Origin of the sequence: Enterocloster citroniae (genome assembly GCF_040545455.1) — a bacterium.
In the GTDB taxonomy this organism is placed as follows: domain Bacteria; phylum Bacillota; class Clostridia; order Lachnospirales; family Lachnospiraceae; genus Enterocloster; species Enterocloster citroniae.
In genome coordinates this window covers 1-13680 of the sequence record NZ_JBEPLZ010000034.1, presented here as the reverse complement: position 1 = coordinate 13680, position 13680 = coordinate 1, and the positions used below count along the sequence as shown (strand labels likewise).

Here is a 13680-nt window from a genome sequence, read left to right as displayed (position 1 = left end):
GGCCTGATCCCCTGCCGCGCAGAGAAGTCTTAAATGCCGGAGTAAACAGGAATATATAACGGCATGACAAAAGGCCATTGTTTTCCACCTGGCGTATGTGGAAATACAATGGCCTTTTGCGCTTAGGGGGAGAATCCGGCCTCCCCATCATTTGTATTTACTCTTCCGGTTTACCGGTCTTCTCCGCTCCGTTCACAGAGTGGGGCAGATGCTGCCTTATTGTCCTTTTTTTATTTCTCCGGACAACCAGCAGTACGATCACCGCGATCACTGCCAGTGGGATCCAGAAGGGGCTGGATGCGATCAGCCAGATCAGGAAATTAGTCAGCCCCTGGGATACGGAATTCAGATTCTTTGAAAAACCTTTTTGAATCCTCTGTCCCAGCCCCTCCGGTTCAGTGGGGGTAAAGGAAGCCGCTCCTTTGATCTCATTGATGGAAAGGCAGACCGTGCTGTAATCCACCTGATTGTCATACAGCCTGAGCTGTGATTCCATGGATTCCAGCTGATAACGGATCTCGGACAAACGTTTCTCCAGGGCAATGACCGATTCCAGAGTATCTGCCTTTTCAAGAAGGGCCCAGATGCGGTCCTGCTCCACGGTCAGCGACTTCTTCCTGCTCTCCAGGTCGCTGTACTGCAGGGTGACGTCCTGTGCGGACTCGGATCTGTTGGTCACATTGCCGTTCTGCTCCACCGCTGAAACAAAACCATCCAGCTTGCCTATAGGAAGGCGGACGGTGAGTGACGCATAGCGGGGAATGGGTACATTCTGATCGTTCAGACTGTTCCCCGATATATCCGACTGCTCCACATACCCGCCCAGGTCTCCTACCTGGGCCGTCAGTATGCCCAGAAGCTGGTCGAACTCGTCTGTCTCCACCGTCATGGTAACATTGCGGATCAGTTTACGGCCGGAGGGAAACGCCTGGGAAACAGGCGTCTGGTCCGTCAGACTTGCTGATGCCGGGTCCATCCCGCTTCCCTTATCCGCAGACAGGTTTATCCTCTCCATCCCTTCCTCATACACCGCTGTTTCAGCCGCCGCATCATAGGTGGCCGCCGCCATGGTGGCGGAACTGCTTTTTGCACTGCCTCCGCAGGCAGCCAGTCCCAGCAGAACTGCCAGAAGAACAGCTCCTGCGCCGTACATCCTCTTTCTTTTCATAATACTCTCCTCCCAGAAAAATCAGAATTTTCACGTTCCCGTCTGATAATTATACGATATCATGAGAATGCCGACTTTTCAATAGAAGTAAAAAAGGATTAAGAAAATCTACTGTTTTCGTTACATAAAGCGGATCCCTGTCATGCTTCTGACCTGGTCCATCACTTCCATTTCCAGAAGAGAGCCCTTTAGATGGCCGCGGACCAAATCATCCACCGGATGTCCCTCTCTTCCCGTTTCAATCAGGTCCATGAACCGCAGGATCTCATAATACATGTTATTATCCTCTTTGGCAATTTCATATGTCTCCTGACTGCCGTCCCTGTATACGATCCGGATTTTCCTTGTATCCTGGATCTGCCATATGAGCATGGTCCCATCCTCGCCCTGGATCTCGCTGGGCTGTGAGGAATAGGTTATCTTGGAATACCTGGCCTCGCCCACCATGGTGCCGTAATCCATTAGCACGGTTCCTGTTCCTTCCATATGATTGTGCAGGAAAATGCTGGAGGCAGTGACGCGGTCCGGTTTTCCAAACAGCAATACCATGGGGTGGATACAGTATACGCCGATATCCATGAGGGCTGCGTTAGATAATGCAGGGTTAAAGGCATTTTCAATGATCCCCTTTTTGAAGGCATCATACCTGGATGAATACTGGCAATACTGGAAAATAGCCCTCCGTATCCGTCCCACCTTTGGCAGCAGTTCTTTTATCTTTGCAAAGCCGGGGTCAAAAACCGGGCGCATGGCTTCCAAAAGGATCTTACCATTTACTCCGGCCGCTTCTGTCATGGATTCCAACTCCCCGGCAGTGGAGGCTATGGGCTTTTCACACAGCACATGCTTGCCATGATTCAGCATACATATGGACTGGCTGCAGTGGAAACTGTTGGGGCTTGCTATGTAGACCGCGTCCACATTGCTGTCATTGCCCAGTTCCTCCAGGGATGTATAGATCTTGTCCGCTCCGTAAGGCCGTGCAAACTCCCTGCCTTTTTCCACGGACCTTGAATAGACTGCCTCCAGCCGGAAGCCGGGCGCCTTCAGGGCCGCTCTCATGAATGTGTGGCTGATTTTTCCTGTTCCGATTATACCAAAACGAACCATGGATGTTCTCTCCTTCCCGTACTGCATACAGCGGTGTTTAATTATAACGTCCAGTCATTGGGGATCTCCAATTCAATACTTTCCTTTTTGATAGTATCTATCTTAAATGTGCGTTCTTTCTTTATTGAGTATATCATGTTATACTATTGGAAGTCCAGATCAATGAATGAGGTGACAAATATGCGTTTCCTGAATACAAGTATAAAAATTCAAACTATGGAATTGAAAAACCGTCTTGTTATGCCGCCTATGGCGATCTCCAAAGCTGATGAAAATGGCAAAGCCACATCAAAGACGTTTGATTATTATACTGAAAAATCTGCCGGCGGATATATCGGTCTAATTATTGCGGAACACACCTATGTCAGTCCGGAGGGGAAAGCCAGCAAAGGACAGTTATCTATTTCAGAGGATAATGATATTGGTGGATTAAAGAAGCTTGTATCATTGGTGCATAAGAATGGTACGAAAATCATGGCACAAATTAACCATGCAGGCGGAGCAGCAACACCTGATATAACAGGATTAGGGCAACTTAGTGCCAGTGCTGTCAGAATATCCAAAGGCAGCTTAACGGTCCCGGAAGGAAACCTGACCACACCCTTGCCAAAAGAAATGAATCCAACGGATATTAAAAAAGTGGTAAATGATTTTACAAAAGCAGCATTAAGGACAAAGGCAGCTGGTTTTGACGGAGTAGAAATACATTCTGCTCATGGCTATTTGCTTAACCAATTTTATTCTCCATTGACGAACAAACGAATAGACGAATACACTGGGGATACAATCCGCGGACGGATAAGACTACATTTAGAAATCATACAAGCCATTCGCGAAGCAGTTGGAAAAGATTACCCGGTTGCACTGCGATTAGGGGCTTGCGACTACATGACAGGTGGAAGCACAATAGAGGACAGCGTACTCGCGGCACAAGAATTTGTCAAGGCAGGAATTGATCTTATAGATATATCCGGCGGTTTATGTGGCTACATTAACCCAACATCTCATAAGCAAGGATATTTTGATGAACTGTCAAAGGCAATCAAAGATACTGTTTCCATTCCGGTCATTCTAACGGGCGGTATTACTGACGCAGAAACGGCCGAAATGCTTTTAGAGCAGAAAAAGGCAGACCTTATAGGCGTGGGGAGAGCAATCTTAAAAGACAGCGAATGGGCTAAGAGAGCTATGAAGCCGTAAACCGCTCTGCACCGCCGCCAACATACTGATCATGCAATTTATCCCTCCGCATATCCCTATGGATCAAAGCGGAGGGATCCTATTTGCAAGGGCAGGGGACGCAGGTCCCCCACGCCCTGCCGGTTCAGGTTTCAGTCTCTGCCGGTTTAAATTTCAGTCCCCTGCCGGTTCAGATTTCAGTTCCCTACCGGTTCAGTTTCCACGCCCCCACAAGCCGTTTCAGGTAATCCATATATCCGGCTTCCCTGATACTTCCGTTGGTAAGTACATTGACCTCGCCCAGCTTTTTGCCGCCCAGGGTGTATTCCAGCACACCGGCCTTCTGCCCCGGCTCCACGGGCGCGGGGATGGATTCCTCCAGTACCAGGTTTTTCTCAATCGCTCCCAGGTCCTCGCCCTTCAGGCTGAGATAGGAAAATGTCCCTTCATAGGTAAGGGCAACCTCATCCTCCACACCTCCTGTAACAGGCATCTGCGGAAGGGGAAGGTGTTCCTTATCTTCGTACAGCTTACAGTTGGCATAGCCGTAGTTTAGCAGTGTCTGCGCATCGCCAAACCTGGCCTTAAAGTCAGGAGCTGCCATAATGGCGGCGATCAGCCGGACTCCGTCCTTTTCAGCCGTTGCCGACAGACAGTATTTTGCAATGGAGGTGGAGCCGGTTTTCAATCCGGTCACCTTGAAATTGGTGGCCATCTTTAGCAGTTTATTGGTGTTGGAAAGACCAAATTCCTTGGTCCCCTGCTTTGTCACATGGGTTATGTTCTCCATCCAGATGGTGGAGTAGTTATGTATCTGGGGATATTTGTTAATTAATTCCCGGCTCATAATGGCAATGTCCCTGGCTGTTGTCAGATGTTCCGGGGACTCCGTAAGGCCGCAGCAGTCCACAAAGTGGGTATTGGTCATTCCCAGGCCGGCCGCCCTCTCATTCATCATCCGGACAAATTCCTCCTCTGTGCCTGCTATGTATTCCGCCATGGCCACGGAGGCGTCATTTCCCGAGGCAATCACAATACATTTTATCAGTGTCTCTACGGTCTGCACCTCTCCCTCCTCCAGAAAGACCTGGGAGCCGCCCATGGATTTGGCATGAGCGCTGGTGACCACCTCGTCCGTCAGCTGGATCTTTCCCGACTGGAGCGCGTCAAAAATAAGAATCAGGGTCATGACCTTGGTCACACTGGCCGGGCTCCGCTTTTCATCAGCCCCCTTTTCATAGATCACCTGTCCTGTGGATGCCTCCATCAGCACGGCCGAGGGCGCCGCGATCTGGACCGCCGCCTGGGTGTCCGGGGAAGTCTGCTGTGAATCCCCGGCAGGAGCTTCCACAGCCATGGTATCCCCAATCTGCAGTCCTGTCTCCTGCCCCTCTGCCTTTCCTTCGCTCTGACCTGTATCCAATCCACTGCCAGCAACGACTGCTCCTGCCGGTATGGCGATATTGGGCTCCTGCCCCAGTGCTGTGGCCGCAGGATGGACCAGCAGGACTGTAATTGATAACAATATGGCTGCAATCCGTTTCATATCTTCCTCCGATAAACTCATCTGCTACTAATTGTATGGGGGCGGACAAACAGCATATTCCCCTTCTTTGGGCATTTTCTTACTCTTTCTGCATTTTTACATTTATCCGGCATTTTCTTACTCTATTGGATTTTTCCAAAAAAAGAACCCCTCCATCCCCTATGGCATGTAAAGGTTCCTCTCATTGTTTTACCGCGTCTGTTTTTACCCTATCTGTTTTACCCTATCCTTTTCTCCGTTCCGGTTCTACTGCACCCCTTCCACTTCCACCTCCCTCAGGCACCGCTCCATAACATACAGCCAATGGCTGCGCATCAGCTCCGCTGCCAGATCCGCATCCCGGTCATACAGGGCTTTCAGGATGTCCCTGTGGTGCTCCACCGAGGTTTTTCTCAGCATATCCCTGCGAAAATAGTGGTACTTGATCCGCTGTACATGGAGGAGGAGCATGTGGGAAAATTCCATGATGTATTCGTTATCCACTGCCCGCAGGATCACTTCGTGGAATTTGTTGTCACAGTGAATGGCCTTTTCCGCCTGATCCGCCCTGCACGCCTCCTCAAAACCCATCTGTACTTCCTCCATGCGCGCCAGCTGTGCCTCTGTCAGTCTGGGAGCAGCCAGGCGTGCGGCCAGGCCCTGTATTTCCGCCAGGGGGCGGTAGCATTTTTCAATATCATTCTTATCCACGCCGGCCACCGTAGTGGCGCGGCCCGGAGTCACCTTGATCAGCTTTTGGGTCTCCAGCATCTGAAGCGCTTCGCGCACCGGAGTCCGGCTCACGTTAAAATAGGCTGCCAGCTCCGTGTCCAGCAGCTTCTCACCGGGCATCATCTCGCCGCGGATGATCCAGTCACACAAGGTTTCGTATACCAGATCCTTTGCAGATTTGCGCTGAAGGGCGCTGTCCTTTTTAGGTATGGGCAAGGTAGTTCCTCCTTATCGGTTCCTTTTGTTTTTCATAGATGTGTACGTTATATATAATATATCACATACACTATTCCCTTTCAAGACTGTCAAGAAAATATCGATCATTTCTATGTATTATTTTTCTCCTATAAACAGCTGTAATTTATTGTGTATTATGACCATATTTTCAGCTATAATTCTATGAGTTATGACGGTTTTTACATATTACCATGATTTTATCTTTACTTTTTGTTCCCATCTGTGCTATATTCGATATGCAATATATTGCACACAAAATATTGCATTTTCATAAAAACAATCACTGAAAGTGAGGGCTATGCGCTATGAACAAAGAAGAACGGTTAATATCCCTGTGCCAGGAGGCAGTCCGTATCCCCAGTATGTCCGGCCAGGAAAAACAGGTGGCTGAACTCATGAAACACACCATGACTAGTTATGGTTTTGATGAAGTGAACATTGATAAGTATGGAAGCGTCCTGGGCATGATCCACGGCAGCCGTCCCGGCAGGACTATTCTGATGGACGGTCATATTGATACGGTGGATGTGATTGACCGTGACCAATGGACCCATGATCCCTTTGCCGCTGAGATTGAGGATGGAAAGATTTATGGACGCGGTACTTCTGATATGAAAGGAAGCGTCTGTGCCATGATCACGGCAGCCGCACAGTACGCGGAGGATACGGGAAAGGATTTTGCAGGAACCATCTGCGTGTCCTGCACCGTACACGAGGAATGTTTTGAAGGGGTATCCTCCCGTGAGATCAGCCGAAATGCAAAGCCGGATTTTGTCATTATCGGCGAAGCCACCACTACCACGGTCAAGATCGGACAGAGAGGACGTGCCGAGGTGGTGGTTGAAACAGAGGGAAAAAGCTGCCACTCCTCCAATCCGGAAAAGGGCGTAAACGCAGTGTATCATATGATGGCTGTCATTGAAGCCATCCGGTATATCCAGGTGAATGAACACCCGATCCTCGGCAAAGGTATTCTGGAGCTGACCGATATCATCTCCTCCCCTTATCCAGGCGCATCCGTGGTTCCCTCCATCTGCCGGGCCACCTTTGACCGGCGCACCCTGGTGGGCGAAGATGAGGCACTCATTCTTGGCCAGGTAGAGGAGGCCATTGAAAAAGCCAGGAAAAAGGTTCCTGATTTAAAGGCAAGGGTATTCCTGGCTGAAGGAAAGGAACAATGCTGGACCGGGGAAACCATTGAGGCAAAGAGGTATTTTCCTGCATGGCTGATCGATGAAAAAGACGAGCTGGTACAAAAAGCCCTGGCAGGGCTTAAAGAAGCAGGGATCGATGCTCCCATTTCACACTTTTCATTCTGTACCAACGGCAGCCATTTCTGCGGCGAAGCCGGCATCCCCTGTATCGGATTTGGGCCGTCACTGGAAAGCCTGGCCCATGTCAGGGATGAGTACATAGAGGTAGAACAGCTGAAAAAGGCCTGCAGGGGATTTTACGGCATTCTTTCACAGCTGACAAAATAACGTGTTGCCATTTATCATAGAACAATTGTATTCTTACTAAGAAAAGAGGTATAGGTATGGAAAACTTTTTAATGAAGCTTGATGCCTTTCTTTGGGGAGCGCCTGTATTGATCCTGCTCTTTGCTGTTGGACTTTTATACGCAGTTAAGACACGTTTTTTCCAATTTCGTCATTTTAAACATATTATGAAGAGTACGGCAGGGGAAATGTTCAAAAAGAGCACTGTCAAGGGGGATGGAACCCTCACTCCCCTTCAAGCTGTCTCATCCGCCCTTGCAGGCTGTGTGGGAACCGGCAATATCTCAGGCGTTGCCACCGCCATCTTTGTGGGCGGGCCGGGCGCCGTATTCTGGATGTGGATCATTTCCCTGTTCGGTATGCTGACAAAATGCGTGGAAGTTACTCTGGCGCAGTATTACCGCATCAAAGGGGAGGACGGTGTATACTATGGAGGCCCCATGTATTACATTGAACGCGGAATGGGACGCAAATGGAAACCGCTTGCTGTCTTTTTTGCCATCACCATTATCGTGGGCGGCCTGGGAACCGCTGCATTTGTACAGCCTTTTGCAATGTCCAATGCAATGAATAACGCCTTCCGGATACCTACCTGGGTCGTTATTGTGGCAGCGGCTTTGATCTGCGGCATGGTACTCATAGGCGGTGTTTCCGGAATCGGGAAATTTTGCGAGAAGATAACACCTGTTATGTGTCTGATCTATATTATTTCGGTTGTGGGCATTATCCTCACCCATCTTCCCCAGATCCCCCAGGCCCTTGCCACCATTTTCACCCATGCCTTCACCCCTCTCTCCGCCACCGGAGGACTTGCAGGCAGCACGGTTGCCATGACCATCAAACAGGGGGCTGCGCGGGGCACCTTTTCCAATGAAGCCGGCTGCGGTACCTCCCCCATCACCCATGCGACCGCCATCTCACCACATCCGTTTAAGGAAGGCATGTACGGCTCCTTTGAAGTTTTCATTGACACCCTGGTGGTCTGTACCATGACAGCCCTGGCAATTATGTGCAGCGGTCCCAAGATCTGGCAAAGCGGTTTAAAGGACGTGGCCCTGACCCAGTCCGCATTCTCCACCACCTACGGATCCATCGGACCGGTCATTGTGTCCGTGTGCCTTTGCCTGTTCGCATTTTCCACCATGGTCGGGTGGGAGATCAACTACGAATCCGCCTTTTTCTACATTTTCCCAAAGGCATCCGGTTCCAATGCCGCCAAACTGCTGATCCGTCTGATATGGCTGGTTCCCGGGTTCATCTCCCTTGGCAAGACACCGGAACTGGTGTGGACCGTGGTGGATATCGTGTCCGGCTTCTGGTGTATCCCCAATGCCATCGCTCTCTTATTCCTGTCCGGAACCTTTATGAAGATATACAATGACTACAATGAAAAATATATTTTAAAAACAAGGCCCTTGACAGACAAATTGGATTGATATCCCCGTGGGAAGGGGACCCTCAGTTAATATAATCTTTTCATATAAAATGCGGCAGCTTCCGGAGATATGGTGTATCAGCCGGTGCTGCCGCATTTTCATAAAACCATGTTATACCATGTGTCATAAAGGTACTTTTTGCAGGGCGTTTTAAACTTCCTTCAGTGCCTTTCTTAAAGCCTCTGCCATCTCCTCATACTCCCCGTCCGAAAGCATGGTCCTTTGGCTGTTCATCTCAAAGGTGCCGCCCCACTCTTCTCCGCCCTGGTATTTGGGCACGATGTGGAAATGCAGGTGATGGCCCGTATCGCCGTAAGCGCCGTAATTCACCTTGTCCGGGTTAAACACCTTATGGACAGCCCTTGACACCTGGGCAATCTCCGCAAAGTAGTCATTCCGCTCCTGGTCAGTCAGGTCAATGAGCTCGCTTACATGCTTCTTGTGAGCCAGTATCACCCTCCCTTTCTTGCTCTGCTCCTTAAAGACATACAAAATTCCTGTGTTCATCTCACATACGGGATAACCAAATTTAGCAACCAGTTCTCCCTGCATACAATATGCGCAATTGGGATCCTTTACCATTTCTTCCATATTCATCTCTCCTTTTCCTTTGATCTTGCTGTTTTTAACATACCACTTATGTCCCATAATTTCAATTCCAATATTTGTTTTTTCTTTCTATGTACCAACTTTGTGATTTATATGCTATAATGATAGACAAGTATTTTTTATAGGAGATGTTTTATGAGTAAAGCAGATTTCAGACGCCGTCAGGCACGAAGACGCAGGCACCAGATGGTCAGAGTGTCACGGCATTTTCCCACATTGATCGTATTATTAGCAATTACACTGCTGGTAGGGGGCGGGGTTTTCGCCCTCTATCGGTTTGTTATAGGTAAGCAGCCCTCGGGCCCGGACAGTTCTGTCCAGGCAGCGGCATCTGCCGGCCACACCGGCTCCTCCCAGGACAACCAGGCCCCCCCTCCATCCTCCGCCGAAGATCCCACTGAAGTGATCCAGGATGATATTTCCAGAATGATCGCCCTGGCTGACAGGATCGCCATGGGATATGATTATGACAAAGCCATTCAGCTGATCAATGACAGCGGCCTGGATCTGAATGAGGTCAGGATCCAGGAGGCTCTTGCACGGTATGAACAGGATAAGGCAGCTCTTGTGCCGGCTGATATGAACAGCATCACACATGTATTTTTCCATACCCTGATCATGGATACTGCTAAGGCATTTGACGGGGACAAGGACAGTGCCGGCTATAACTCTGTCATGACCACCAAGGACGAATTTATAAAGATCCTGGAGTCCATGTACGCCCGCGGCTATGTGCTGGTGCGGATCCACGACATCGCATACCAGGAAGCGGACGAGAACGGCAACATGCGTTTTGTAAAGGGAAACATCATGCTTCCCGAGGGCAAAAAGCCATTTGTCATGTCCCAGGATGACGTGTGTTATTATCCATATATGGATGGGGATGGCTTTGCAAACAAGATCGTCATTGGAGAGGATGGCAAGCCAACCTGCCAGATGACCATGGATGACGGCACGGTACAGACAGGTTCCTTTGATCTGGTGCCGCTTTTGGAGGATTTTGTTCAGGAACATCCTGACTTCTCCTACAAAGGCGCACGGGCCATTATTGCATTTACCGGCTATGAAGGGATACTTGGTTACAGGACTGCTTCCTCCTACGCGGACAGTCCCACCTATGAGGCGGACAGGGAACAGGCTGCCAAGGTCGCCCAGTGTCTGAGGGACAATGGCTGGGAGCTGGCATCCCACAGCTGGGGGCATCTGCAGCTGGGTGTTGCTAAGAATCCGGAAGATGGATTTGCCATTTCAGAAGAGAGGTTTAAAACAGACACGGACAAGTGGGAAGCAGAAGTGGAGTCCCTGATCGGTCCCACCGATATCCTTCTTTATCCTTATGGAAATGATATTGCGGACTGGCGTCCCTACAAGGATGACAATCCACGTTTTAAATACCTGGAGTCCAAGGGCTTCCGCTATTTCTGCAATGTGGATGCCAGCACCCCTTACTGGATGCAGATGGGCACCAGTTATTTCCGTATGGCCAGAAGAAACCTGGACGGTTACCGTCTCTACGAGGATCTGGTACAGACCGACCCGGCCAAAAAGCGGCTTACGGACCTGTTTGACGCTGCAGAGATATTCGACCCCGCCAGACCCACTCCTGTGAGCTGGAGTTATCAATGACCATAGAAGTGTGTTTTTGCCCTTATTCCCAGGTGATTGGAAATAAGGGCTTTTTCTTTCTTCTATTGTAATTGTCCAGGACGCCTCATCTTCTATTTTAGATGCCCAATATCCCCTCCCCCCATGAACGGTTTCCCTTTGTCTACATATAATAAATCAAGGAATTGATTTCTATTTGAAAGGAGCTTCTTCATGATTCCCAAACTGGAAGTAAGCGGGGTCAGCTACTCCTACCACTCATTAGATGGTGAGACGCTGGCCCTTTCCAATATATCATTTGACGTATCTGTCGGGGAATTTATTGCGATTGTAGGTCCCTCCGGCTGTGGCAAATCCACGCTTTTGTCCATGTTAAGCGGCCTGACCCAGCCTGAAAAAGGAACCATCAAAATGGACGGCGTCCCCCTGTCCGAATCCCATTCTGCCATTGGCTATATGCTGCAGAAAGACCATTTGTTTGAATGGCGCAACATTTTCTCCAACATTTCCCTGGGCCTTGAAATACAAAAACGGTTGGACGAACCTGCCAGGCTTGAACTGCTGGAAATGATGGCTGCCTACGGGCTGGCGGGTTTTGAATATGCAAAGCCCTCGGAATTGTCCGGAGGAATGCGCCAGCGGGCTGCATTAATCCGGACCCTGGCACTGAAGCCTGATATCCTGCTGCTGGATGAACCGTTTTCAGCACTGGACTATCAGACCAGGCTGTCTGTGTGTGACGATATCAGTTCAATCATACGTAAGACTCATAAAACGGCCATTCTGGTGACCCACGATCTGTCTGAGGCCATCAGCGTGGCCGACCGTATTATTGTATTATCCCCCCGGCCGGGCCGGGTCAAGACCGTATTGTCCATTGAATTTCCCGATGGATGCATCCGTTCCCTTGACAGGCGCAACTGCCCTGAGTTTTCCAATTATTTTAATACCGTATGGAAGGAGCTGAAAACATATGAATCATAATAGCCCCTCTTACACCATCCAGGAACACGGCTGCCGCGACTGCGGAGCCTGTGAAATGTCCGTGGCCCAGCAGGCTTTTGTGGACCGTGAAATACGCCGCCACCGCCAGGTCACCATCTGCCGGCTCATGCTTTTAGTCCTGCTTCTGGCGCTTTGGGAGCTGGCAGCTGACATGCACTGGATCGATAGTTTTATCTTCAGTTCCCCCACCATGATCGCCAAATGCCTGTTCAACATGACAAAGGACGGAAGCCTTTTTCTTCACACAGGGGTGACTTTGCTTGAGACACTGATCAGTTTTGCGGTCTGCACTTTTTTTGGCTTGGCCTGCGCCCTGCTTCTGTGGTCCAGCAAAAGCGTGGCCCAGATTCTGGAACCGTTCCTGGTACTGCTAAACAGCCTTCCGAAATCCGCCCTGGCCCCCCTTCTCATTGTGTGGCTGGGAAATAATATGAGGACCATTGTGGTGGCAGCGGTTTCCGTGGCTGTGTTCGGTTCGATCCTCACACTTTATACGGGATTCTCCCAGATGGATACGGAAAAGATCACACTGATCTATTCCCTGGGCGGCAAACGCAAGGATGTGCTTTTAAAAGTGCTGCTGCCCGGTTCCCTGCCCCTGGTTATCAGCAATATGAAGGTAAATATCGGCCTGTGTCTGGTGGGGGTGATCATTGGTGATGGTGTCAGGATAGGTGCGAAAATCCTTTTGGCCCACCAAACGGATCCTGGCCTCAATATCAATAAGCTGCATCAAGTATGGTCTGTTTTTTTAAACCCCTCCTGTACCTTTTGAAAATCACCCCTGCCAATGATCGCCGGATGCGCGTTTTCTATGATTTCCCATTGCTGTCTCGGCGCTGCCTTTACATATCTTTTTCCCATCTCCGGCCTGTAATGCTGCCCGGAAACCGCTGTCCCAATATAAGCTTCGTTTTTTAGGATATGGGAAACTGCGGCATTGCTCCAGTCCCTTTCCTTTACAGGGGGATCCCTATGATATTTTTTACACTGTTTATAGTCTCCCGGTGTGGGAACACCCTCTGTGTTTAAGATTCTGGCAATCTCAGACCTTCCATACCCCTCCAGCGCCATACGGAATATCCTTTGAACAATAAACGCAGCTTCGTGGTCGACCAATAATTGATTTCCATATCCGCGGATTTTTTTATATCCATATGGGGTGCCCGCTCCGACATGTTCGCCTGTTTTTCTCTGCTGATAGATGGATTTTTTTATCTTATAAGACTGCTCCTGGCTCATATAGCTATTCATGATGTTTTTAACCGCAATTTCAATTCCCGGAACCTCATTTTGGAAATCATCAGAGTCAAACTGATCATTGATGGCAATAAACCGTACCCCCAGAGCGGGAAAAATATGTTCCAAGTAATACCCGACCTCAATATATTCCCTTCCAAATCTGGAAAGGTCCTTCACTATGATACAGGCCGCTTTACCGCTTCTCACTAACTCCAGGACCTTGCAGATTCCAGGCCGTTCAAAAGCTGACGTTAGATAACGATACTTTTGAAAACACTGGAAAATCAAGGTTTTTCGAGCGACGGACAAGCAGGGTATTGTACTAAAAACTGA

12 protein-coding genes are annotated in these 13680 nt (G+C 49.4%); 6 read left to right on the top strand and 6 right to left on the bottom strand.

The genetic code is table 11. The features are described 5' to 3' along the window. Positions 1-157: 157 nt before the first annotated feature. Complete coding sequence (locus ABID13_RS26025) at positions 158-1168, bottom strand: DUF4349 domain-containing protein (RefSeq protein WP_048931174.1); 1011 nt, start codon at positions 1166-1168, stop codon at positions 158-160. Between the two features lie 120 nt (positions 1169-1288). Further along, entirely contained in the window at positions 1289-2278 is a 990-nt protein-coding gene (locus ABID13_RS26020) for a Gfo/Idh/MocA family protein (RefSeq protein ID WP_048931175.1), read from the bottom strand. Positions 2279-2440: 162 nt separating this feature from the next. Between ABID13_RS26020 and ABID13_RS26015 the strand changes: the two genes are divergently transcribed. Further along, positions 2441-3478 carry an NADH:flavin oxidoreductase gene (locus tag ABID13_RS26015; RefSeq protein WP_330376825.1) on the top strand — a complete coding sequence of 346 codons (1038 nt, stop codon included), beginning with the start codon at positions 2441-2443 and terminating at the stop codon, positions 3476-3478. Between the two features lie 184 nt (positions 3479-3662). Here the strand turns inward: ABID13_RS26015 and ABID13_RS26010 are convergent, their stop codons facing one another. Next, entirely contained in the window at positions 3663-5003 is a 1341-nt protein-coding gene (locus ABID13_RS26010; protein WP_007860161.1) for a D-alanyl-D-alanine carboxypeptidase family protein, read from the bottom strand. Positions 5004-5249: 246 nt separating this feature from the next. Beyond that, positions 5250-5930, bottom strand: coding sequence for a GntR family transcriptional regulator (locus ABID13_RS26005; RefSeq protein WP_048931177.1), 681 nt, complete (start codon positions 5928-5930; stop codon positions 5250-5252). A 326-nt stretch (positions 5931-6256) separates the two neighbouring features. Between ABID13_RS26005 and ABID13_RS26000 the strand changes: the two genes are divergently transcribed. Both ABID13_RS26000 and ABID13_RS25995 read left to right on the top strand, forming a co-directional pair. Next, positions 6257-7432, top strand: coding sequence for a YgeY family selenium metabolism-linked hydrolase (locus tag ABID13_RS26000; protein ID WP_048931178.1), 1176 nt, complete (start codon positions 6257-6259; stop codon positions 7430-7432). Positions 7433-7488: 56 nt separating this feature from the next. Next, complete coding sequence (locus tag ABID13_RS25995; protein WP_048931179.1) at positions 7489-8886, top strand: alanine/glycine:cation symporter family protein; 1398 nt, start codon at positions 7489-7491, stop codon at positions 8884-8886. 150 nt (positions 8887-9036) lie between these two features. On the opposite strand, the gene ABID13_RS25990 is transcribed toward ABID13_RS25995, so the two are convergent. After that, positions 9037-9477 (bottom strand): HIT family protein, encoded by a 441-nt coding sequence (locus tag ABID13_RS25990; RefSeq protein WP_045093747.1) that lies wholly within the window; start codon positions 9475-9477, stop codon positions 9037-9039. Positions 9478-9630: 153 nt separating this feature from the next. Between ABID13_RS25990 and ABID13_RS25985 the strand changes: the two genes are divergently transcribed. The 3 genes from ABID13_RS25985 to ABID13_RS25975 all read left to right on the top strand — a co-directional run bounded on the left by ABID13_RS25985 (position 9631) and on the right by ABID13_RS25975 (position 12880). Next, entirely contained in the window at positions 9631-11121 is a 1491-nt protein-coding gene (locus tag ABID13_RS25985) for a polysaccharide deacetylase family protein (protein ID WP_048931180.1), read from the top strand. 192 nt (positions 11122-11313) lie between these two features. Then, positions 11314-12084, top strand: a complete 771-nt coding sequence (locus ABID13_RS25980) for an ABC transporter ATP-binding protein (RefSeq protein ID WP_045093735.1) — start codon at positions 11314-11316, stop codon at positions 12082-12084. Beyond that, on the top strand, positions 12074-12880 hold the full coding sequence (locus tag ABID13_RS25975) for an ABC transporter permease (protein ID WP_007860169.1): 807 nt from the start codon (positions 12074-12076) through the stop codon (positions 12878-12880). Before ABID13_RS25980 ends, ABID13_RS25975 begins: the two co-directional genes overlap by 11 nt. On the opposite strand, the gene ABID13_RS25970 is transcribed toward ABID13_RS25975, so the two are convergent. Further along, positions 12838-13635 (bottom strand): recombinase family protein, encoded by a 798-nt coding sequence (locus tag ABID13_RS25970; protein WP_354021314.1) that lies wholly within the window; start codon positions 13633-13635, stop codon positions 12838-12840. The genes ABID13_RS25975 and ABID13_RS25970 overlap by 43 nt on opposite strands. Positions 13636-13680: the final 45 nt, after the last annotated feature.

Coding starts and splice junctions, on each gene's coding strand:
- ABID13_RS26025 (WP_048931174.1), bottom strand. CDS start 1,168: ATGAAAAGAAAGAGGATGTACGGCGCAGGAGCTGTTCTTCTGGCAGTT.
- ABID13_RS26020 (WP_048931175.1), bottom strand. CDS start 2,278: ATGGTTCGTTTTGGTATAATCGGAACAGGAAAAATCAGCCACACATTC.
- ABID13_RS26015 (WP_330376825.1), top strand. CDS start 2,441: ATGAATGAGGTGACAAATATGCGTTTCCTGAATACAAGTATAAAAATT.
- ABID13_RS26010 (WP_007860161.1), bottom strand. CDS start 5,003: ATGAAACGGATTGCAGCCATATTGTTATCAATTACAGTCCTGCTGGTC.
- ABID13_RS26000 (WP_048931178.1), top strand. CDS start 6,257: ATGAACAAAGAAGAACGGTTAATATCCCTGTGCCAGGAGGCAGTCCGT.
- ABID13_RS25995 (WP_048931179.1), top strand. CDS start 7,489: ATGGAAAACTTTTTAATGAAGCTTGATGCCTTTCTTTGGGGAGCGCCT.
- ABID13_RS25990 (WP_045093747.1), bottom strand. CDS start 9,477: ATGGAAGAAATGGTAAAGGATCCCAATTGCGCATATTGTATGCAGGGA.
- ABID13_RS25985 (WP_048931180.1), top strand. CDS start 9,631: ATGAGTAAAGCAGATTTCAGACGCCGTCAGGCACGAAGACGCAGGCAC.
- ABID13_RS25980 (WP_045093735.1), top strand. CDS start 11,314: ATGATTCCCAAACTGGAAGTAAGCGGGGTCAGCTACTCCTACCACTCA.
- ABID13_RS25975 (WP_007860169.1), top strand. CDS start 12,074: ATGAATCATAATAGCCCCTCTTACACCATCCAGGAACACGGCTGCCGC.